The 21,485-nt window shown below is 63.4% G+C and carries 17 protein-coding genes; 9 read left to right on the top strand and 8 right to left on the bottom strand.

Features of this window, described 5'->3' with window-relative positions; translation table 11 throughout:
* The first annotated feature begins 23 nt into the window (after positions 1 to 23).
* The 4 genes from MMG94_RS09750 to MMG94_RS09735 all read left to right on the top strand — a co-directional run bounded on the left by MMG94_RS09750 (position 24) and on the right by MMG94_RS09735 (position 3,187).
* Complete coding sequence (locus MMG94_RS09750; protein WP_016917804.1) at positions 24 to 806, top strand: 3-hydroxybutyrate dehydrogenase; 783 nt, start codon at positions 24 to 26, stop codon at positions 804 to 806.
* Between the two features lie 228 nt (positions 807 to 1,034).
* Positions 1,035 to 1,868: an enoyl-ACP reductase FabI gene (gene fabI, locus MMG94_RS09745; protein WP_016917805.1), complete on the top strand. Its 834-nt coding sequence runs from the start codon at positions 1,035 to 1,037 to the stop codon at positions 1,866 to 1,868.
* Positions 1,869 to 1,877: 9 nt separating this feature from the next.
* Positions 1,878 to 2,531, top strand: coding sequence for a CoA transferase subunit A (locus MMG94_RS09740; RefSeq protein WP_016917806.1), 654 nt, complete (start codon positions 1,878 to 1,880; stop codon positions 2,529 to 2,531).
* Positions 2,531 to 3,187, top strand: a complete 657-nt coding sequence (locus tag MMG94_RS09735) for a 3-oxoacid CoA-transferase subunit B (protein WP_016917807.1) — start codon at positions 2,531 to 2,533, stop codon at positions 3,185 to 3,187. The genes MMG94_RS09740 and MMG94_RS09735 overlap by 1 nt, the downstream gene beginning before the upstream one ends.
* Before the next feature lie 13 nt (positions 3,188 to 3,200).
* Here the strand turns inward: MMG94_RS09735 and MMG94_RS09730 are convergent, their stop codons facing one another.
* The 4 genes from MMG94_RS09730 to MMG94_RS09715 all read right to left on the bottom strand — a co-directional run bounded on the left by MMG94_RS09730 (position 3,201) and on the right by MMG94_RS09715 (position 7,555).
* Complete coding sequence (locus MMG94_RS09730) at positions 3,201 to 3,410, bottom strand: hypothetical protein (protein WP_081495547.1); 210 nt, start codon at positions 3,408 to 3,410, stop codon at positions 3,201 to 3,203.
* Between the two features lie 77 nt (positions 3,411 to 3,487).
* Positions 3,488 to 4,072 carry a GNAT family N-acetyltransferase gene (locus MMG94_RS09725; RefSeq protein ID WP_016917809.1) on the bottom strand — a complete coding sequence of 195 codons (585 nt, stop codon included), beginning with the start codon at positions 4,070 to 4,072 and terminating at the stop codon, positions 3,488 to 3,490.
* Positions 4,069 to 6,426: an Orn/Lys/Arg family decarboxylase gene (locus MMG94_RS09720; protein WP_016917810.1), complete on the bottom strand. Its 2,358-nt coding sequence runs from the start codon at positions 6,424 to 6,426 to the stop codon at positions 4,069 to 4,071. Before MMG94_RS09720 ends, MMG94_RS09725 begins: the two co-directional genes overlap by 4 nt.
* 139 nt (positions 6,427 to 6,565) lie before the next feature.
* Positions 6,566 to 7,555, bottom strand: coding sequence for a magnesium transporter (locus tag MMG94_RS09715; RefSeq protein ID WP_016917811.1), 990 nt, complete (start codon positions 7,553 to 7,555; stop codon positions 6,566 to 6,568).
* A gap of 169 nt (positions 7,556 to 7,724) precedes the next feature.
* Here MMG94_RS09715 and MMG94_RS09710 point away from each other — a divergent pair, with 169 nt between their 5' ends.
* Both MMG94_RS09710 and MMG94_RS09705 read left to right on the top strand, forming a co-directional pair.
* Positions 7,725 to 8,129: a DUF5132 domain-containing protein gene (locus MMG94_RS09710; protein WP_016917812.1), complete on the top strand. Its 405-nt coding sequence runs from the start codon at positions 7,725 to 7,727 to the stop codon at positions 8,127 to 8,129.
* Positions 8,130 to 8,131: 2 nt separating this feature from the next.
* On the top strand, positions 8,132 to 8,569 hold the full coding sequence (locus MMG94_RS09705) for a hypothetical protein (RefSeq protein ID WP_016917813.1): 438 nt from the start codon (positions 8,132 to 8,134) through the stop codon (positions 8,567 to 8,569).
* 19 nt (positions 8,570 to 8,588) lie between these two features.
* On the opposite strand, the gene metK is transcribed toward MMG94_RS09705, so the two are convergent.
* Together metK and MMG94_RS09695 are read right to left on the bottom strand one after the other, a co-directional pair.
* The gene (metK, locus tag MMG94_RS09700; protein WP_016917814.1) at positions 8,589 to 9,767 is read right to left on the bottom strand and encodes a methionine adenosyltransferase; all 1,179 of its coding nucleotides are present in this window, start codon (positions 9,765 to 9,767) and stop codon (positions 8,589 to 8,591) included.
* On the bottom strand, positions 9,757 to 12,777 hold the full coding sequence (locus MMG94_RS09695; RefSeq protein ID WP_154419867.1) for a cation-translocating P-type ATPase: 3,021 nt from the start codon (positions 12,775 to 12,777) through the stop codon (positions 9,757 to 9,759). Before MMG94_RS09695 ends, metK begins: the two co-directional genes overlap by 11 nt.
* Positions 12,778 to 13,184: 407 nt before the next feature.
* On the opposite strand from MMG94_RS09695, the gene MMG94_RS09690 reads away from it, so the two are divergent.
* The 3 genes from MMG94_RS09690 (at position 13,185) to MMG94_RS09680 (ending at position 19,354) form a co-directional block, all read left to right on the top strand.
* Positions 13,185 to 16,514: an efflux RND transporter permease subunit gene (locus MMG94_RS09690; protein WP_026015940.1), complete on the top strand. Its 3,330-nt coding sequence runs from the start codon at positions 13,185 to 13,187 to the stop codon at positions 16,512 to 16,514.
* On the top strand, positions 16,514 to 17,716 hold the full coding sequence (locus tag MMG94_RS09685) for an efflux RND transporter periplasmic adaptor subunit (RefSeq protein ID WP_016917817.1): 1,203 nt from the start codon (positions 16,514 to 16,516) through the stop codon (positions 17,714 to 17,716). Before MMG94_RS09690 ends, MMG94_RS09685 begins: the two co-directional genes overlap by 1 nt.
* Before the next feature lie 75 nt (positions 17,717 to 17,791).
* The gene (locus MMG94_RS09680) at positions 17,792 to 19,354 is read left to right on the top strand and encodes an efflux transporter outer membrane subunit (protein WP_244415158.1); all 1,563 of its coding nucleotides are present in this window, start codon (positions 17,792 to 17,794) and stop codon (positions 19,352 to 19,354) included.
* A gap of 76 nt (positions 19,355 to 19,430) precedes the next feature.
* Here the strand turns inward: MMG94_RS09680 and MMG94_RS09675 are convergent, their stop codons facing one another.
* Together MMG94_RS09675 and MMG94_RS09670 are read right to left on the bottom strand one after the other, a co-directional pair.
* Positions 19,431 to 19,946, bottom strand: coding sequence for an NADH-quinone oxidoreductase subunit B family protein (locus MMG94_RS09675; RefSeq protein WP_016917819.1), 516 nt, complete (start codon positions 19,944 to 19,946; stop codon positions 19,431 to 19,433).
* A 12-nt stretch (positions 19,947 to 19,958) separates the two neighbouring features.
* Complete coding sequence (locus MMG94_RS09670) at positions 19,959 to 21,482, bottom strand: hydrogenase large subunit (protein ID WP_051001064.1); 1,524 nt, start codon at positions 21,480 to 21,482, stop codon at positions 19,959 to 19,961.
* Positions 21,483 to 21,485 lie beyond the last annotated feature (3 nt).

The raw sequence follows: 21,485 nt of genomic DNA, 5'->3' as shown, positions 1-21,485 counted from the left end.
CCTAATTGTTTAGCCGAGGCGCCATGATCCGTGAAAAGACCGCGCTTGTGACGGGTTCGACGAGCGGTATCGGCCTGGCCATCGCTCGCGCGTTCGCCGCACAGGGCGCCAATGTCGTCATCAACGGCTTGGGCGCGCCGGAGGACGTCGAGGACGAGCGCTCGCGGATCGAGCATGAATTCGGCGTCGCCGCGCACTACGCGAACGCGGACATGAGCAAGCCCGCCGATATTATCGACATGATCGCGACGGCCGAAAGGGAGCTCGGCTCGGTCGATATTCTCGTCAACAACGCCGGCGTTCAGCATGTCGCGCCGATCGAGGACTTTCCGCCCGAAAAATGGGACGCGATCATCTCGATCAATCTTTCCGCCGCCTTTCACGCCATTCGCGCCGTCGCGCCGGGGATGAAAAAGCGCGGTTGGGGGCGCATCATCAATACGGCCTCCGCGCATGCGGTGGTGGCGTCGCCTTTCAAATCGGCTTACGTCGCCGCGAAACACGGCGTCGCCGGCCTGACGAAGACCGCGGCGCTCGAATTCGCGCGCTCCCGCATCACCGTCAACGCCATCGCGCCCGGCTATGTCTGGACGCCGCTCGTCGAGCGCCAGATCCCCGGCACGATGGAGGCGCGCGGCATGACCCGTGAACAGGTAATCCATGACGTGCTGCTCGAGGCGCAGCCGACGAAGGAATTCGTGACCTCCGAGCAGGTCGCCGCTCTCGCGGTTTTCCTCGCAACCGACGACGCCGCTTCGATTACGGGCGCCATCCTTTCCATGGATGGAGGCTGGACCGCGCACTGAGCGCGTGAGCGCCGCTCGGATATGAGAGAGCGCCTCCTTGGCGGCGCAGGCGGTCGTTCCCATTTACCAGAATATCAGCGGCTCCGCTTTTTCTTGCAACGTCGATATGGCGACGTCGATAGAGCTAAATGATGAGCGCGACATTGCGCCGCTCCCGCTTGCCGGTCTTTTCACGAAGGCGTCACCCCCAACTCCTAAAACCGTAAGCGTTGCACAGGAGCGAAGAACATGGCGATGATAGATTTGGCGGCGCCCGTCGATCCTTTGCCGAAGGTCTGGGACCCCGAAATGCGTATCGGCGACATGCTGCGCGGCAAGCGCGGGCTCGTCGTCGGCGTGGCTAACGAAAACAGCATCGCTTTCGGCTGTGCGTCCAAGCTGCGCGCTTTCGGCGCTGATATCGGCCTCACTTACGGCGACGAGAAATCCGAACGTTTCGTGCGTCCGCTGGCCGAGCAGATTCAAGCTGACTTTCTTCTTCCGATGAATGTCGAGCGTCCAGGCGAAATGGCGGCTGTGTTCGAGCATATTCGCGAGACCTGGGGCGGGCTTGACTTCGTCATCCACTCGATCGCCTTCGCGCCGCGCGCCGATCTGCACGGCCGCGTCGTCGATTGTTCGCTCGAGGGATTTCAGCAGGCGATGCGCATCTCCTGCTATTCCTTCATCGAGATGGCCCGTCTTGCGGAGCCGTTGATGTCGGAAGGCGGCGCGCTGTTGACCATGAGCTATTACGGCGCCGACAAGGTCGTCAATCATTACAACGTCATGGGTCCCGTGAAGGCGGCGCTCGAGGCTACGACGCGCTATCTTGCCGTTGAGCTCGGCGAGAAGGGCGTCCGCGTCTTCGCCGTGTCGCCGGGTCCGTTGAAGACCCGCGCGGCAAGCGGCATCGATCACTTTGACGAACTGGTCGCGGCAGCCGTCGCGCGCAGCCCCGGCCATCGTCTCGTCGACATCGCCGAAGTCGGTCGCGTGGTCGCGTTTCTCGTGGGCGGCGGCGCTTCCGGCATGTCGGGCGACACGATCTATGTCGACGCCGGCCTGCACAATGTCGCCTGAGGAGGGATCATGAGACTGGCTATCTCGCCGCAAGCGGCGGCGGCGCTCGTCCCGGACGGCGCAAGCGTCATGTTCGGCGGCTTTATGGGCGTCGGCACGCCGGAGCGGGTGATCGATGCGCTTGTCGCACGGGGCGCGCGCGGCCTGACGCTCATCTGCAACGATACGGCGACGCCGACCTGCGGCGTCGGCAAACTGATCGAAGCCGGTTGCGTAACGCGGGTGAGGGCGTCGCATATCGGGACGAATCCCTCGACGCAGAAGAAAATGATCGCCGGCGAGATCGAGGTGGAGCTGATTCCGCAGGGCACGCTCGCCGAGCGCATTCGCGCCGGCGGCAGCGGATTGGGCGGCGTGCTGACGCCGACGGGCGTCGGAACGATTGTCGCGGAAGGCAAGCAGATCGTCGAAGTGGACGGAAGGCCGTTCCTGCTGGAGAAGCCGCTGCGCGCCGATTTCGCGATGCTGCGCGCGCATGAAGCGGATTATCACGGCAATCTCACCTACCGGCTGACAGCCGCGAATTTCAATCCGGTGATGGCCTTCGCGGCCGACAACGTTATCGCCGAAGCTGATGAAATCGTTCCCGTGGGCGTCATACCGCCGGATTCCGTGCGCACGCCGGGCGTGCTCGTGCATCATCTGATCAGGAGGCCGCAGTGATGGACGCAAAGGAGATCATCGCGCGCCGCGTCGCGCGCGAGCTGCGCGATCGCACGCTGGTCAATCTCGGCATCGGCCTGCCGACCCTTGTCGCCTGCTACGTTCCGGAGGAGATTTCCGTCGCGTTCCAAAGCGAGAACGGCATTATCGGCTTTGGCGCGCCGCCGCCGGAAGGCATGGAAGATCCGCATCTCACGGACGCCGGCGGCGGATTCATTTCGGCCTTGCCCGGGGCCATGAGCTTCGACAGCGCGACAAGCTTCGCGCTGATCAGGGGCGGGCATCTCGACATGACGGTGCTCGGCGGCCTTCAGGTGGACGCCAAGGGGCTTCTCGCGAATTGGATGGTTCCCGGCAAGCTCGTTCCGGGCATGGGCGGCGCGATGGATCTCGTCGCCGGCGCCAAGCGGGTCGTCGTCGCCATGCAGCACACCGCCAAGGGAAAGCCGAAAATCGTCGAGGCGCTCTCCCTGCCGCCCACGGCCGCGCGGCGCGTCAGTCTTGTGGTCACCGAACTGGCGGTGATCGAGCCGACGGAAGACGGTCTTGTCCTGCGCGAGCGCGCGCCCGGCGTGAGCGTCGAAGAGGTCGTCGCCAACACTTCGGCGCCGCTGATCATACAAGGCGACGTCTTGGAGATGCCGATCGCATCATAATGTGAGACGCAGCCTATCGTCGCGGGTCGTCGATTTCCGGCGCTTCGCTCAACAGGCGCTCCGCGGCCTCCGCGACGCGCTGCCAAACGTCATGACCCTCTGGATCATTGGCGTATTTCAAGGTCATGGCGTGCTGGCGCGCCGCTGCCGGCGCACGATCCCTGTGCCGCTTTTTCAGGGCTTTGGCGTGGATCTCGATTGCTTCCTGGAGGGAGATTTGCACGTTACGTCTCTATGCTGTCGTTCCCCCTTTTGCATAGTATTGAGGCAAAATGCAAAGTTCAACTCCTTCGTGAGCGGCTAATCGCGCCCGCCGGGCAATGTCGTGGCCCCGGGCCCCAATGAGCGCTGCATGATGATCGAATCCGTCCATCTTCCATATTTGAAGCCGACCGACGACAAATAGCCGACCTGCGCAAAGCCGCAGGCCTCATGCAGCTTGAGCGAAGGCGTATTGGAAGCGTCGATGTAGCCGATCATCTGCCGAAAGCCCGCGGCGGCGCAGGCGTCGATCAGCGCCGGCAGCAACAACCGGCCGACGCCCCTGTGGAGATGGCTCGGATCCACATAGATCGAATGCTTCACGACATAGCGATAGGCGGGACGCTTACGGAAGGGCACAGCGTAAGCATAGCCGATAACCGTTCGCTCCAACTCCGCGACCAGATGGGGAAGCCGATGCTTTCCCATATTTTTGCGACGCCTCTTAAGGTCCTCCTTCTGAGGCGCCTCGTAGAGCGGGGCGTCCTTGGGATCGAGTCCTTTGCGCACATGATGCAGATAGATTGCGAGCATTGCGTCGACGTCTTCGTCGCGCGACGCGCGCACGACGATTCTCTGGCTCTGCGAAGGAGCGGTCGGGTCCGTCTCTAGCTCTAAGGTCATTCGCTCACGACGTAAGTGTGAAGCCGCATCCGGCCCTGCTGGTCCGTCTCCTTATAGAGGCCCTGGATCTCGTAGTCGAAGCCAGGAAAGAGATTGGCGCCGCGTTCGAACATTTTGAGATACTGGATCATTGGCCGGGCGCGATCGCTCAGCCGCTCGCCGGGCACGATGGTCGCGATGCCGGGCGGGTAGATGACGAAGAGCGTCGTCGCGATGCGGCCTTCGATCTCATCGAGCGTAAGATAGTCCACCTTGTTGCGCACGAGATGAAGATAGGCCTCGCGCGGCGTCATCGCCATCTCCGGCAGATGTTCCGCCGCGAATTGCGCGCGCTGCAGCGCGCTCACGGCGGACTCCTTGAAAAACCGGTGCATTTCTCCGCAGAGGTCGCGCAAGCGAACGCCCTTGTAACGTGCGGGCCGCCGCGCCACGAATTCGGGGATGACGTCCTGCATCGGCGCATTGTCGTCATGCAGACGTTTGAAGGCGACAAGCGCGGAAACGAGCGTTCCCGCCTTGCTCGATTCAACGCCGGGCGTCAGCAGGAAGAGCAGGGAATTTAGATCGTTCTTCTCAGGGACGATCCGGTTCTCGCGCAGATATTGCGCGACGATCGGGGCGGGGACGCCGTGATTCTCATAGGCGCCTGTGCTGCGGTCGAAGCCGGGCGTCAGCAATGTCAGCTTGCACGGGTCGGTGATGGCGAAGCCTGGGGCCATGTTTTCAAAGCCGTGCCATTCGGCCTCGGGCGCAAGCTCCCAGAAACGCGCGTCGCGGGCGAGCTGCTCCGTCGACACCGACTCCCAGGGAACGCGATGGGCGCCGAAATCGCGCGCGGCGTCTGGGATCGAGATCTTGTCCGGAACGAAGGGGTCGAAGAACCAGCGTCGCGCCGGATCCTTCTCCTTGTCCTCGAATTCCCGCCGCACGGCGCGCAGCTTCTTGCGCAACTCGACGCCGAGGCGGACGGTGTCGTCCCACAGCACCTCGCCGGAGCGTCCCTTCATCATCTGCGCGCCGACGTCGAGCGACGCGAAGAGCGGATAGAAGGGCGAGGTCGAGGCGTGCTGCATGAATCCTTCGTTGAAACGCCTGTGCTCGACGCGGCGCTTCTGTCCCTTGATGTGGCGGTCGCGCACATGGATCTGCGACGCCTGAGAAAAACTTGCAAGCTGCTTGTGCGTCGATTGCGTCGCGACGATGCCGGGAGACGCTTCGCTCAGATCCTTGAGGCCCATGGCGTAGCGCCGCTCATAAAGCGGGTGGAATTTCATGAAGCCCGCCCAGGCCTCGTCGAACAGAATATAATCGCAAAGATGGCCGATCTTTTTCGTGATCCATTCGGCGTCGTAGATCGTGCCGTCATAGGTGCATTGCTCGATGACGGCGGCGCGGAAAGGCCGCTCCTTGCGCCAGGCGTCCTTGTCCTTGACGAGCGGATTGGCGCGAATGCGCTCGCGCAGCGCCGTTTCGTCGAAGCTTCTATGGTCGATGGGGCCGATCAGCCCGAAAGCGTTGCGGGTCGTCGGCAGAAATATCGGCACGCCGCCGCTGAGCAGGAGCGCGCCGTGATGCGCCGCCTTGTGATTATTGCGGTCGAACAGCACGAGATCGCCTTCGGCGACGAGATTGTTGAGAACGATCTTGTTTGAGGAGGAGGTGCCGTTCAGGACGAAATAGGTCTTCTCCGCTCCGAATATTTCAGCGGCCGCCTTCTGCGCCTTCAGCGCGGGTCCCTCATGCGTCAGCAGATCGCCGAGTTCGACGACCGAATTGTCGAGATCGTCGCGGAAGACGGCCTCGCCGAGATGCTCCATGAAGATGCGGCCGATAGGGCTGCGGCTGTAGAAGATGCCGCCATTATGGCCGGGGCAGGTCCAAAGCTGATTGCCTTCCTCGGCGTAATCCACAAGCGCGCCGAAGAAGGGCGTCTTCAGTGTGTCGGCATATTGCTTGAGGCGGGAGACCAGATTCTTGGCGATGAATTCCGGCGTTTCCTCGGCAAGGAAGACGTAGCCGTCGATGAAATCCAGCACCTCGACCGGAATGTCCTCGAAACGCTTGCGGCGGATGAGCAGCACGATCGGCATCTCGAGGCCGCGCTTGCGCATCAGGTCGATGAGCGACGCGGTCTTTCCTTCGATGCCCTTCTTGCCCCAATCGACGACCAGGCAACCGATGGCGGCGTCCGTCTGAACGACGATTTCAGCGTCTTCCAGCCGGCGCGCGCGAACGACCTGGAAGCCCATACGTTCGATCGCCGCGATGATCTGCCCGACTCGCAGCCCTTCGAGGTCGTCAGCCTCGAAATTGGGCGACGAGAAAAGGAAAGTAAAACGCTGGAAGAAGTCCATCGATGCCGCTTTCTGTCTGCGGGCGCCTCAATGGCGAGGCTGGAAGCGGCTGTGCAGTCACCCGCTTTGATGACGCAATCATGACAAGAGCGGGCGCGAGGGCGCAATGGCGTCGTTCCGCCCGGGAAATTGGCGGCGGTCAAAAAACGAGAACCGAAGCGACGACGAAATAAGTCAGCAGCGAGAAAGAGTCCTGCACGACCGTCGCGACAGGGCCGGAGCCGAGCGCCGCGTCGTAACCCAGGCGGGCGAAGAGCCAGGGCATCATAAATCCGAAGGCCGTCGAGATGGTGCTGGCGACGGCGAGCGCGATCGCCACGGTGGCGGCGAGGCCGACGTTGGAGAAAGCGAGCCAAATGAAGGGAAATGCGAGGCAGCCAAGGGTGCAGCCGAGCAGCGCGCCCGTTCCGAGCTCGCCGAAGAACAGCGGCAGCAGCGCGGAGTCCGTGAGCGAAAGGCCGCGCACGACGACGACTTCCGACTGCGTGCCGACCGAGTCGGCGAGATAGACGATCGCCGGAATGAAGAACGCCACGGCGACATGGGCGCTGAGCGAGGTCTCGAAGCGTGAAATCATCGCGGTCGACATCGCCATTCCCGTCATCCCCACGAGAAGCCATGGAAGGCGATACATTGCGCGCCGATGCGGCGGCGCGGTCAGCGCGTCTTTCGCCGCCTCGGATTTGTTCAGAATGCCGGCCATGTGGTGGAGATCCTCGACATGTTCGTCCCGCAGGATCGTCATCAGGGCCCTTGCGGGCACGACCCCGAAGAGACGGCCGTCGTCGTCGCGGACTGCAAGAACGGAAAGGCCGGCGTGGATCGCCTGGCTGGCCGCCGCCTCTCGGTCGGCGTCGAGCGCCACGCAATAGGGGGCGGCGTCCCGGGCGATCGCCATGATCGGCGTCTCTCCGCTCGCGGCGAAGAGGTCGCGGATCGCGATGATGCCGACAAGCCGGCCATCCGGCGCGAGAAGACAGACATGCGACGCGTCTGCGAATTGCTGGCCGACGAAGCGCGCGCGCGCTTGTCCGACGGTCTCCCAATCCGCGGCGACCGGAACCGGCGATACGAGATAATTTAAGACGGTCTGCGAGGTTTGTACTGCCTGGCGCGAAGCGTCGTTCATGTCGGGTCTATCGCCATTCGATCTGGAGACAGGCTTCTATGCCATGAGAATGTGACGCCGACAGAAGCTTATTTGTCGCGCTTCCAGAACGCCGGATTGTCATATAACCTTCGTGCTCGCATCAGATTTTTGCTTTCTTTCAGCGAACAAGCGCGTCCTGTCGGGGTCAATGCGCGCGCGCCTCGCGCGTCCCGGCGGCAATCGATACGAGGCGGTCTTCGCTTCCGGCCGAGAGGAATGGATGAAGCCCTGGGGATTTGCATTGGGAGTGCTGACCGGCGCCGCGGCGACCTTTCTTCTCACCCGCGATCACAAGCGTGCGCGACCAGTCGCCAGAGCCGCCCTCAAAGCGGCCATGATGGCCTATCATGAGGCCAGGACGCAGAGCGCCGAGTTGATGGAGGCGGCGGAAGACCTCTTCGCCGAAGCCAAGGCAGAAGCAACAAGTGAGATTTTCGCCGCCATGATGGCGAAGGGCCAGAAGGCCGCGTCGTCGCCGCCTCGCGAGACGACAGCGGCCGCGGGGCCGCAGGATCAGGCCGCGGCCGCCGATCCTGTCGGAGACGGAAAATAATCATGAGCGCGGAGTCGCCGACAGCCGAGATTTGTCACGTCATGCCCGGCCGCACGCGATTGCGGATCGCGGAGCGCCGCGGCGACGCGGCCTTTTTCGCGTCCATCGCGAGCGGCGCGTCGGCGCTGCCCGGCGTTCGCAACGTCGAGGTCAAACCGCTGACGGGCAGCGTGCTGATCCAGCATTGGGGCCCCTTCGACAATCTCGCCGCCGCCGCTCGGGAGGCCGGATTATTCGCGGTGAGCGAAGCGGCCGCCCCGTCGGAAGCATCGGCGGAAAGGGAAGTGGACCCCAAACTTCTCGCGGCTCTCGCGCTCGGGGGACTCGCGCTTTGGCAGATGTCGCGCGAAAAGGTCTTCCCGCCGGCGCTCACGCTGCTTTGGTACGCGACCAATCTCGGAGGTCTGTGGAAGAACGGTCCTCCGCCGGAGGGCGAATAGGCGCTCATCCTACGTCGCGTCAGCCGCGAAGAACCTCCGCGAGATCGGTCGCCTCCCAAGGCAGATCGAGATCGTCACGGCCGAAATGGCCGAAGGTTGCGAGCGGCAGATAGAAGCCCGCCGGACCGGCGTCCCTCAAACGGCTTCGCAGGCGGAAGCGCCGTATGATGGCGGCCGGACGGAAATCCATCGCGGCGGCGAGGCGCCTGCCGATCTCCGCATCGCTCCTCTTCCCGGTATTGTAGGTCTCGACCGAAAGACTCAGCGGCTGCGCCTGACCGATCGCATAGGAGACGAGCACCTCGCAGCGCTCGGCGAGCCCCGCGGCGACGATGTTTTTCGCGGCGTAGCGGGCGGCGTAGGCGCCCGAACGATCGATGCGCGAGGGGTCTTTTCCCGAGAGCGCGGAGCCGCTCATGCGCGCGATCTCTCCATAGGAGTCGATGCCGTTCTTGCGTCCGGTCAGGCCGGCATGGCGCGCGGGGCCGCCAATTTCGAGCGGAACGGCGGCGGCGTTCACGATGATCTGCGTCCGCTCGTCCGGGCGGATTTCCGTATCGCCCAGCGCATCGAGGGCCAGAGCGCGCAGCCGCTCCCCGGCGTCCAGTTTCGACTCGTCGTCGACCGCGACAGTCAGCGAGAGGCTGTGGATGCGAACCGCCCGCGCGCCCCGATATTCGACCGAGACCTGCGTCTTGGCGTCAGGCGACAGCTCGATGAAGCGGGCGCGCCTCGCTTCATCGAGCGCCCTTGCGATTTTGTGCGCGCAGACGATCGGCGCGGGCATGAGTTGCGCCGTGTCGCGACAGGCATAGCCGAAGACATTCGCCTGCTGCTGCGCGACGCGGCGCGCGATCGTTTCCTCGTCGCCCGGGGCCGGCTCGGGCTCGCGCGCGCCCAGCGGCAATTCGGCGAGATTGGTGAGGATGGAGCAGGTCCGCGCGTCGAAGCCCTCCGAGGCGTACCCCGCCTCGGCGATAACCTTGCGCGCAAGCGATGGAAGGTCGACGCGCGCTTCCGCCGCATATCTCGCTGCGAGAAAAACGACGCCCGTCGCCAATGCGCATTCGACCACGGCGCGCGCGCTCTCATCTTCCCGCAACAAGGCGTCCACGGCCGCGTCGCTGATGCGGTCGCAGAGCTTGTCCGGATGGCCCGGCGTGACGGATTCGGAGGTAAAGATCATGTCAGACGACATGGCTCTCTCCATAGGGACGGGGGATGCGCGCATGCGCCCCGAAGCGATCTTCGGCGCGGCCGACGACGTCGTTGACGATCGAACTGCCGATCGCCACGGCGCCGATGCGCAACAGGTCTCCGGGCGCGAGCGGGGCCAGCCCGAGGAGACGCCGCGTCGGCGGCAGGAATTGCGCTGCGCCCTGCATCAGAACGGAGATGGCGAGACCGCCATAAAGTTTCGGATTCGGGCGGCGTCCAAACTCGGCCATCAGGCCGCGCGTCTCGGACCGGCTGGCGACCGCGTGCAGCAACTGGCCGAGCGTCAGCCCGTGAAAGGTGACGGTGCTGGCGCGCGATCCGCCGACGAGACCGCCGACGCTGAAATATCCGATCAGCGCCGCGACGCCCATCACCGAGCCTTCGCGCAGCACGCGGCGGAAATCGGCCGGTCCCAGGATCGGCGCGCTGGGATCGTGCGGGGGCTGATCGAGGACGTCGGCCTCCGGCGGTTCGAGGCCGAGGGCGAGAGCGGGCAGCGCGTCGGTGGCGAGATTGAGCCACAGCAATTGCATCGGCGTCAGCGGCTCGCCGGCGTCGACCAGAGCGGCGCCGAGCATGACGAAGGTTTCGGAGGCGTTGGTGGAGACGAGGTAGCGCAGCACCTTGCGGATATTGGCGTAAGTCGCCCGGCCGAGGCGGATCGCCTCGACGATTCCGTCCATGTCGTCGCTCGCCAGCACGATGTCGGCGACCCGGCGCGCCACATCGCCCCCTTCGCCGCCCATTGCGACGCCGACATCGGCCGCGCGCAGGGCGGGGCCGTCATTGACGCCGTCGCCGGTCATGGCCACGATATGTCCGTTCGCCTGAAGGGCCTTGACGATGTTGAGCTTGTCGACGGGACTCACGCGGGCGAAGACATGCGGCTGCGCGGCGAGGGCCGTCAGCAGCTCCGGGGGCATATTCGCGATCTGCCCCGCCTCCAGCACGCGCAACTCCCCGCCGTCGGCGAGATCGAGGCCGCGGGCGACGGCGAAGGCTGTCGCGCTCTGATCGCCGGTGATCATGACGGTGCGCACGCCGGCCCGGTGCAATCGTTTCAGCGCCGGTCGCGCGCTTGTGCGCACCGGATTGGCCATGCCGACAAGGCCGAGCCAGACGAGATCCGCCTCGTCGCGCGGATCGCCGCCGCCTTCGAGGCAGGCGACGCCGAGCACGCGCAGGGCGTCGCCCGCCATTCTCGTATTGGCCTTCACGATCTGCGCGTGCGCCGCCTCCTCCATCGGAACGGCGCCGGCGGCCGTCCGCCGCTTCGCGCAGCGCGCAAGCACTTCGAGCGGATCGCCCTTGACGCAGAGCAGGCGCGCGCCTTCCGACGTCTCGTGCAATGTGCTCATGCGCTTGCGGCCGTCGCCGCGCGCCGCGCTCGCGAGCACGCGCGCCGAAAGACGAAGCTCGACGGGATCGACGCCGAGCGAGACGCCGCCGGTGAGAAGAGCGGTTTCTGTCGGCGTCCCGTCGATCTCGTATCCTGCTTCGGCGCGCATCGCGACAGCGTCGCTGCAGAGAGTCGTGGTCTCGAAGAGCTTGCGCGCCTGCTCGCATAGCGCGTCGTCGGCGGTTTGACCGCCGCGCAGCAGCCGCCCGTTGCGCAATTCGAGCGCCGCGCCGTCGAGATGAAGAACGACGGCGGCCATCCGGTTTTCGGTGAGCGTGCCCGTCTTGTCGAGGCCGACCACTTCCACGGCGCCGAGCGTCTCGACCGCGTCGATCTTGCGCACGAAGACCTTGCGCTTGCGCATGTGCTGAATGCCGATTGCGAGCGTCGTCGTCGCGACGGCGGGCAAGCCCTCCGGGATCGCGGCCACTGCGAGCGAAATGGCGCTTCGAAGCGTCTGCGCCAAAGGATGGCCCCGCATCATTCCAAGGGCGAAGACGCTGGCGCATATCAGGCCGTTGACGATGACGAGCTCGCGGCCGACTTCTCCCAGCTCTCGCTGGATCGGCGTCTCCGGCGGGCGCAATGCGCCCAGAAGCTCCTGAATGCGGCCCATTTCCGTCATCGCGCCCACGGCCGTGACGATGGCCGCGCCGGAGCCGCTGGTGACCGCCGTTCCCTGGAAGATCATATTGCGCCTGTCGGAGACCACCGTGTCCGGCGGCAATAGCGCATGCGCGTCCTTTGCGGCGGGATGCGCTTCGCCCGTCAGCGGCGACTCGTTGACGCTGAGATCGTCGCTCTCGATCAGGCGCGCATCCGCGGGAATGAAGGCGCCGCGCTCGATGACGAGAATGTCGCCGATCGTCAGCTCCGAAGAGCGGATCGAGACTCTCGCGCCATCGCGGATGGCGGTCGCCGGCTGGGGCCCCTCGTCCATCAGGCCCGCGATGGTGCGGTCGGCCTCCCGCTCCGTCGCCGTAGCGATGCCGGCATTGACGAGCACCACGGCCGCGATCATGACCGCATCGGCGACGCCGCCGGTCGCCAGCGACATGGCCGCCGAGGCCGCGAGCAGCGCGATCGGCAGGCTCGTCATTTGTTCGGCGAATATCGCCATTGCCGACCGTCTTTCGGCGCGCGGCGTCTCGTTCGGCCCCCATTTCGCGAGGCGGGCGGCGACTTCCGGCGCGGTCAATCCGGCGGCGGGGCGCGTTTCCAGCCATGACGCCACGGCGTCGATCGAAGCAGCGTGAAAAACAGCGCCAGTCTCGAAGGCGGCGTTTGGGCCCTGCGCCAGAATTTCGGGCGCAGCGACCGCCTCCGCGCCGCCGGCCGCCGCCTCGAGGGCCGCGGCGAGCGATTCCGGCGTCGCCGGGAAATCGAAATAAACAAGCGCCGATCCCGTGCGCGCGCTCGCCTTTACGCTCTTTACGCCGGGCAGCCGCCCCAACGCCTTTTCAACGCGCTCTTTCGCATCGCCGTCAAGGAGGAGGCCAACATGCCGCAAACGAACGCGGCCGGGCACGGCGGCGTGAACGATGCGCGCTTTGTCGCGGTCAAGGATATCCCCGAAGCTGATTTGCTGCATCCTTAGATCCGTCGGCGCCGAAGTCGCCCAGGTCCCTTTATTGCGCTTCCATGACAGTAAGGCGCCGTCCGGGGGCGGCGAAGGGCGTCGCTTTGACGCAAGAGGCCGCGCAAGGCGACGGTCTTTGAAGATGTCGCGCGATGGGCTCGGCTCGTCGCGCCCCATTGGGCGTCGACAGGAAAGGACCATAATTCAGCAAATGAGGAAACAGAGGTGCGTCACTGTAGATAAATTGCCGAAACAAACCGATATTAAACGCTTTACTTGGTTTTTCTTCGCGGAGTACGGCATGCATCGCCTGCATCACTGGATTTTAAATTCGAAACACAATGCGGGGCGCGAGTCTTTAAATTGAGCTCTGGGAGGGCGGTCCGGTCATATCGTAGATATAACAATGGGAATGGCGAATGAACGGTGTAGTCGTCCTTGCGCTCCGTCGGCCTTATACGTTTATAGTTCTTTCAATTTGCATTGTAATTTTTGGTTTAATGGCGATTTTCAAGACGCCGACCGATGTTTTTCCCAACATCAGAATCCCTGTCGTCGCGGTGGTCTGGGCCTATGCGGGTCTTCTGCCAACCGAGGTGTCGGGACGCATCACTTATCTATACGAGCGTCAGCTGACGTCGAATGTGGAGGGCATCGAACATATTGAGAGCCACTCCTATTACGGCAGCAGCATCATCAAGATTTTCCTGCAGCCCGGCGTCGATCTGGCCGCGGCCGAGGCAGACATCGACTCGATCTCGCAAACCGTCACCAAGCAGCTTCCTCCCGATATTTCTCCGCCCATGGTGATGCGCCTGGAGGCGTCGTCCGTGCCTGTCGCCATGTTGAAAGTCACGGCGGACAATCTTACGCCGGCCGACCTCTATAATCTGGCGAAGAACAAGATCCGTCCCTATCTCGTCACGATTCCCGGCGCCATTCTGCCGCATCCATATGGCGGCAACGACAAGCAATTGCTGGTCTCTCTCGATCAGCAAAAGCTCATGGCGCGTCACCTTACGGCGGCCGACGTCCACAACGCGCTCGGTCAGCAAAGCATCGTGCTTCCGGCCGGCGATATGAAGCTGAGAGCGACGGACTGGCTGGTGCAAACGAACGCCACGCCGCTGCAGGTCGAGGCCTTCAACAACATCCCCATCAAGCGAGTCGGGAATGCGACGATCTATATGCGCGACGTGGCCGACGTTCGCCTTGGCGGGCCGCCGCAAGTCAACGCCGTTCTCGTGGACGGCAAGCAGTCGGTTTTGATCGTCGTTATGAAAAGCGGCGAGGCTTCGACGCTCGAGGTCGTGGACGGAATCAAGAAGGCGATCCCGAAAATCGAACAGATCGCGCCGCCGGGCGCCAAGATCGAGCTGCTCAACGACGCGTCGATCTTCGTCGAGGATTCGATCATCGACGTTTTGCGCGAAATGGCGCTTGCTTCCGCGCTGACCGGCGTCGTCGTGCTCCTCTTTCTTGGATCCTGGCGCGCGACGGTCATCATCGCGACGTCGATTCCGCTCTCGATCCTCTCCGCGATCATTTGTCTCCATTGGGCGGAGCAGACCATCAATGTGATGACGCTGGGCGGACTCGCGCTCGCCGTCGGCATTCTCGTCGACGACGCCACCGTGATGATCGAGAACATCGATACGCATCTGGAGATGGGAAAACCTCTCGAGACGGCGATCATCGACGCGGCGAACCAGATCGTCATTCCGACGTTCGTGTCGACGCTTTGCATCATCATCGTCTGGTTTCCGCTCTTCGAGCTCACGGGCGTTTCCGGCTTCCTCTTCACGCCTATGGCGGAAGCCGTCATGTTCGCGATGATGGCGTCCTTCATTCTGTCGCGAACGCTCGTGCCGACGATGGCGAAATATCTCCTCGTCGACCACAACGCGCCGCATGGAAATGCCCAAAGCCTCGCAATGGAGGATGAGGCGCCGTCCCCTTCGGGAGGCCGGCGATATCCGACGCCCGAAGAGATCTACGCTCTTGCCGAGGCGGACGCCGAAGCGAGCGCTCTCGCCGGCGATGGCGGGGTTTCCCACTTCTCGGCGCCCGTTCCCAATCGGAGCGACCATTCTCACGATCATCCCGGCGTCTTCGCACGCATCCAGCAGGGGTTCGAGCGCGGATTCCAGTCCTTCAGGGAGCGTTACAACGAACAGCTTGGCCGCGTATTGGCCAACAGAACGCAATTCGTGACGATCTTCCTGGCGTTCGCCTTGGCGTCTTTGAGCCTCTTCTACTTCAACGGCCAGGAGTTCTTTCCGGAAATCAAATCGGGAACCCTGCAAATGCACATGCGCGCGCCTCTCGGCACGCGCATCGAGGCGGCGGGACGCATCGCGTCGCTGGTCTCGAACGACATCGGACAGACGCTGTTGCCCGGTAAGGTTGAAGGCATCATCAGCAATTGCGGTCTTCCCGTCGGGCCGCACAATCTCGCCTTCATTCCAACGCCGACCATCGGCGCGCAGGACTGCGACATCACCATCACCCTCAAGGACGACGCGTCTCCCGTTTGGGACTACCGGGCGATTTTGCGCAAAGGACTCAACGAACGCTATCCCGGCGCCGAATTCACCTTTCAGCCGGCCGATCTGACGGCGAAAATCCTCAATTTCGGCACGCCGTCGCCCATCGACGTGCAGGTCAATGGCGGCGATCAATGGGAGGCCTATGAATTCACGCGCAAGCTCGCAAGCAAGCTGCGTAAGGTCAGCGGCGCCGCCGATGTGGTGATCCAGCAAACGATGCGCACGCCGACGCTGCTCGTCGAGGGCAATCGCAGCCTGGGCCTCGGCGTGAGCCTGACGGAAAAGGACATCGCCGAGAATCTCGTGATGACGTTGTCCGGCAGCCAGCAGATCGACCAGCAGTTCTGGCTCGATCAAAGAACGGGCAATTCCTATCAGATCAATGTTTACACGCCGCAGTACCAGGTCACGCGCATGCAGGATCTGTTGACGGTTCCAGTCAGCAAGGCGGATGGCGATTGGGCTCCCGAGAAAATGCAGCTTCTCGGCAGCGTCGCCTCGATGTCCGCGGTCGGAACCCCGGGCGTCGTGACGCACGGCAATATCATGCCGCTCTTTGATATCTACGTCTCCGCCGAAACCCGGGATCTTGGCGGCGTTCTCGCCGACGTGAAGTCGATCGCGAAGTCGATGGCGCATGAGCTGCCCCGCGGCGCGAGTCTCGAGGTGCATGGACAAGCGGAAACGATGCACAGCGCCTATCTCGAGCTGGTTGGCGGCCTCGTCGCGTCGATCGTGCTGATCTACCTCCTCATCGTCGTGAACTTTCAGTCCTGGCTCGATCCCTTCATCATCATCACGGCGCTTCCCGGCGCGCTTGCAGGCATCGCATGGTCGCTCTTTCTCACCCATACGAATCTGTCCGTTCCGGCGCTGACCGGCGCGATCATGTGTATGGGAACGGCGACCGCGAATTCGATCCTGGTCGTCGCCTATGCGCGTGAGCGGCTGGAATTGCACGGCGACGCCTTGCTTGCCGCGATAGAAGCTGGCTATGCGCGCATCCGGCCGGTCATCATGACGGCGTCGGCGATGATTATCGGCATGCTGCCAATGTCGATGAGCAATTCGCAAAATGCGCCGCTCGGGCGCGCGGTGATCGGTGGTCTGATCGTCGCGACGTTTGCGACCCTGCTATTTGTCCCCTGCGTCTATGCGATTGTCTACAAGCGCGCCGCCGGTAGAAAGGAAGCCGCCTGATGTCTACGGATCTGTTGAGGCGCGTGACTCCCAATCTGCGCTTGAAAGATAAGCGGTATGTCGTGGGGCTGGGACTAATCGCGCTCCTCGCCCTCCTGTTCCTGGCGCGCAAGCGCGAGGCCGACGCCATACGCGAAGAGACCTTGGAGAACGCCATTCCGACCGTGTCGATCACGAATGCGAAGCCCGGCGCGTCCAATGAAACGATCACGCTGCCCGGCAATGTCGAAGCCTGGTTCCAGGCGCCGATCTATGCACAGGTCTCCGGCTATGTGAAAATGTGGTACAAGGATTACGGCGCCCAGGTGAAGAAGGGCGACGTGCTGGCGGAAATCAACACGCCGACCCTCGACGCCCAATTTTCGCAAGCGAAAGCGGCTCTCGAAGCCGAGCGGGCGAAATATAATCTTGCCGTCGTCACCGCCGAGCGCTGGACCGCCCTGCGGAAGTCGCACGCGGTCTCCGAGCAGGAGATCAGCGTTCAAGAAGCGAATATGAAGTCGGAGAAAGCGCAGCTCGAGGCGGCCGAGCACAACGTCAACAATTTCGCTGCTCAACTTCAGTTCAAAACGATCGTCGCGCCATATGACGGCTTCGTCACGGCGCGCAACATCAATGTCGGCGACTACATCAACAAGGACGGAAACATCAGCGACAAGGACGCGGTGACAAATCTCTTTTCCGTCGCCGACATCCATCAGCTCCGCTTGTTCATCTCCGTCCCCGAGGCTTTCGCCCACATTCTCAAGGCCGGCCTCACCGCCGACGTCACTGTGCCGCAATTCCCCAACCGGCGATTCAAGGCGAAGTTTCTGACCGTCGCGAACGGCTTCGATCCGACGACCCGCACGGCGATCACCGAATTTACGATCGACAATGAAGATAAAGCGCTCTGGCCCGGATCTTACGCCGCAGTGAAACTGACCGTCCCCCTCGACGCAAACGCCCTGACAGTTCCTTCCAGCGCTCTCGTTTTTCAGGAAAACGGCGCCGAGGTCGCGATTGTCGGCGCCGAGGACAAAATCCACTTCAAGCCGGTCCGCATCAATCGAATTCTCGATGGCGTCATGGAGCTGACGTCGGGCGTCGGCCGCGATGACCGCATCGTCAACAATCCCAGCGCCGCGCTTCTGGAAGGCGACAAGGTTCGCATCGTTACGTCGGCGCCTGGATATGAAATCGATCCGAAGGACCTCAACTGACCTCAGATTTCGTGGTCGTCGAGCGTCGGGCTCACATCGGATATGCTTTACATGCGAACCTTCGGAAAGACGGTAATGCAGCGTTATATGCGGCTCTGGCCGGTTCTTCTGCTATCGGGCTGCAATTCGATGCCGGGCGTCGATCTCGCGCCGGCCTATGCGCCGCCCGAATATGTCGTTCCGGCCTCGTGGCGCGGCGCAAGCCCTTTCGTCGAGGCGAAGCCTTCCGACGCGGAGATCCGCACGGAATGGTGGCGGCTGTTCCGCGACCCCGTTCTGGACAAGCTCGAAGAACAGGCGATGGCGGCGAACGCCGATCTTCAGGCCGCGGCGGAGCGCTTTCTGCAAGCCCGCGATCTGATGATGAAGACGAGGTCGCATATGCTGCCTCAGCTCAATATCGGCGTGGACGCTTCGGACAATAAAGAGTCCGAAAACGCGCTCTTCCGAGGGCCGCTCAATCCGATCTACGACACATCGGTTTCCGATAGGGCGGGAGCGTCCTGGGAGCCGGATTTCTGGTATGCGATCCGCAACGAAACCAGGGCGAAGACGTATCTCGCGCAGCAAAAGGCGGCGGACTACGCGCTGGCTCGCTTGAGCTTGCAAGCGGAAATCGCCTCCGATTACTTCACGCTGCGCGGGTTTGACGCTCAGACGAACATCTACAATCAGTCCATCGTCTATTACAGGCAGTCGCTCGATATCGTCACCCAACGCTATGTGGGCAAGATCGCCTCGGAGCTCGACGTCGCGCGCGCCAAATCGCTGCTGTTCAGCACGGAAGCTAAAGCGCTCGAAGTTCAGGGCGAGCGCGAGGTCGCCGAACACGCGATCGCGATCCTCGTCAACACGGCGCCGGCGAGCTTTAAGATTTCTTTGACTTCAAACCTGAAGATGACCCCGCTCAAACTGCCGAGATCTCTTCCGTCGACGCTTCTCGAGCGGCGGCCTGACATCGCATCGGCTGAGCGCGAGATGGCGCAGGCGAACCGTGAAATCGGCGTCGCCCGCGCGGCGTTCTTCCCGAAGGTCGAGTTCAGGATCGATGGCGGCTTCGAGGATCATGGCGTCAATCTCGTGAAACTGGCCAACAGTTTCTGGTCTTACGGCTCGGCCGTCTCCTTGCCGGTCTTCGACGGCGGCCTGAGGCGCGCCCAGCTTCAGCGCTCATGGTCCGTCTATCGGGAGACGGAAGACAAATATCGCACGACGGTTCTCAACGCCTTTCGCGAGGTCGAGGACGGTTTAAGTCTGACGAACAGGTTGAGCGCCTCGGCAAAGAAACTCGACGCGGCGGTCGCCGCGGCTCTTCAGACGCAAAATCTGACGATGGACCTCTATAAGGGCGGATTAAACTCCAGCCTCGATCTCATTTACGCGCAGGTCGCGACGCTGACGGCGCGAATCGATTCCGCGCAGGTGAAAACGCGGGTTCTCAAATCCAGCGTCGATCTGATCCGGTCGCTCGGCGGCGGATGGCGGCGCGGGCGCCTGCCGGACGAAGACGACATCCAACCCTTTGACGCTTTCCAATATGAAGGCCTGGAGAAAGCCGCTCCCGCGGGCGGAATCGAGCCGCCGGCGGAGAACAATGCGCGCTACAATAATCTGACGTCGCCAAGCCGCTCCCTTTGAGCGGCGGGTTTCGCGGCGCCGGCGCCGACGCCTGCTTTCGACGCGGGTCTGGGACTGAACCGCTGACGGTCCCAGCCTATGACGCGGCGTTCAGCAGCGCGATCAACCCCTTGAGCAAAGCGACGGGGTCCGGCGGGCAGCCGCGAATGTGCAGGTCGACCGGAACCACCTTCGATACGGGACCAACGCAGGCGTAGCTTCCGGCGAAAACGCCGCCGTCGAGCGCGCAGTCCCCCACGGCGACGACCCATTTGGGATCGGGCGTGGCGTTATAGGCCCGCTCCAGCGCCTCGCGCATATTCTTGGTCACGGGCCCGGTGACCATCAGCACATCCGCATGGCGCGGCGAAGCGACGAAGCGCAGGCCGAAACGCTCCACATCATAAAAGGCGTTGGAGAGCGCGTGGATTTCGAGTTCGCAGCCATTGCAGGAGCCGGCGTCCACTTCGCGTATGGCGAGGCTGCGGCCGAGCTTCTCGCGCGCGGTCTTTTCGAGCGTCGCGCCGATTTCCGCGAGCATGGCGTCGTCGGGCGAAGGCGCCCGCTCGGTGAGCGCGCCGCGGAACAGGCCCTGGAGGAGGAATTTCTGCATCGTGCGGCCGCTCTAGAGGTCGTGCCCGGAATAGGAGCAATTGAAGGATTTGTTGCACAGCGGAAAATCCGCGACGATGTTGCCCTTGATCGCATATTCGAGCAGCGGCCATTGGAGCCAGGACGGGTCCCGGAAATGCGCGCGCTCGATCGCGCCGTCGGCGCCGATGCGCAACCAGACGAAGACGTCTCCGCGGAAGCTCTCGACAAGCGCGGCGCCTTCGCAGGGCGCGCTTGGCGCGCTCGGCACATCGACATGGATGGGCCCATGCGGAAGACGATCCAGTATTTGTTCAACGATCTGGATCGAGGCCCGCACTTCGTCGAAACGCACCCAGACGCGCGCATCCACGTCGCCTTCCGTGGAGCCGCCCATCTCGAAGGACAACTGGTCGTACGGCGCGTAGCCGACATTCAGGCGCGCGTCGAAGGCCCGTCCCGAAGCGCGTCCGACATATCCGCCACATGCATATTGGCGCGCGAGCTCCTGACTGAGGACGCCCGTGCCGACCGTTCGATCTTGCAGCGATGTCGTATCGCCAAAAAGGCCTATGAGGCGCGGGACCATGAGATTGATCCACTCGAGCAGATCGCGCAGCGCTTGCGCGCCTTCCGGCGAAAGATCGGCGGCGACGCCCCCGGGAGCGATCCTGTCCATCATGAGCCGATGGCCGAAACAGTTTGCGGCCGCGCGCAGCAGGCGTTCGCGGATGAGGCCGCATTGGGCCAGCATCAGCGAGAAAGCCGCGTCGTTGCAGATTGCGCCGATATCGCCGAAGTGATTGGCGAGTCGCTCGAGCTCAGCAATGAGCGCGCGCAGCCATTGGGCGCGCGCCGGCGCTTCGACGCCAAGCGCCGCCTCGACGGCGCGGGCGAAGGCGAAGCTGTAGGCCGCCGTGCTGTCGCCCGAGATACGGGCCGCGACTTTCGCCGCCTGCGCGATCGGCGCGCCGGCCATCAGCCGGTCGATTCCCTTGTGAACGAAACCGAGCCGCTCTTCGAGCCGCACGACAACTTCGCCGTTAGCCGAGAAGCGGAAATGCCCCGGTTCGATAATGCCCGCGTGAATGGGCCCTACCGCGATCTGATGCAGCGGCGCGCCTTCGGCTCTGCAGAATTCGTAAGCGTCGCTCGCCGTCTCGATCGGCAGAGGCGCGTTCGCCGGATGACGCACGCCCCAACGCCCGTGATCGAGCCAGCGCCGCTTGTCGGGCAGCCCGTCGCCTTCGATACCGTAGAGATCGGCGATGGTCCGCTCGAGGCGCAGAGCCGGCGGATGCAGGGCGCCGACGGAGGGGAATCGACCCTCCGTGCAGGCGAGCGAAACGATGCGCGGAGCCGCCGCGCCTTGCGGCAGGAATGCGAGATAGACGCGGACGCCGTCGCTCCAGAGGCTGAGCAGATCCGCTTTGCCGTCGGCGATTTCTCCGGCCGCGTCGCGCCATCCGCCGGCGTCGACGTCCTGACGCGCCCAGGGGCGGCATTCCGGGGCGCCCGGCGCCGTCGCTTCCGGCTTTTCCTTGCGGGTGAAGAGCATATT

The sequence above is a fragment of the Methylocystis parvus OBBP genome (assembly GCF_027571405.1).
Taxonomy (GTDB): Bacteria; Pseudomonadota; Alphaproteobacteria; order Rhizobiales; family Beijerinckiaceae; genus Methylocystis; species Methylocystis parva.
This window is presented reverse-complemented; position numbering and strand designations above follow the sequence as displayed.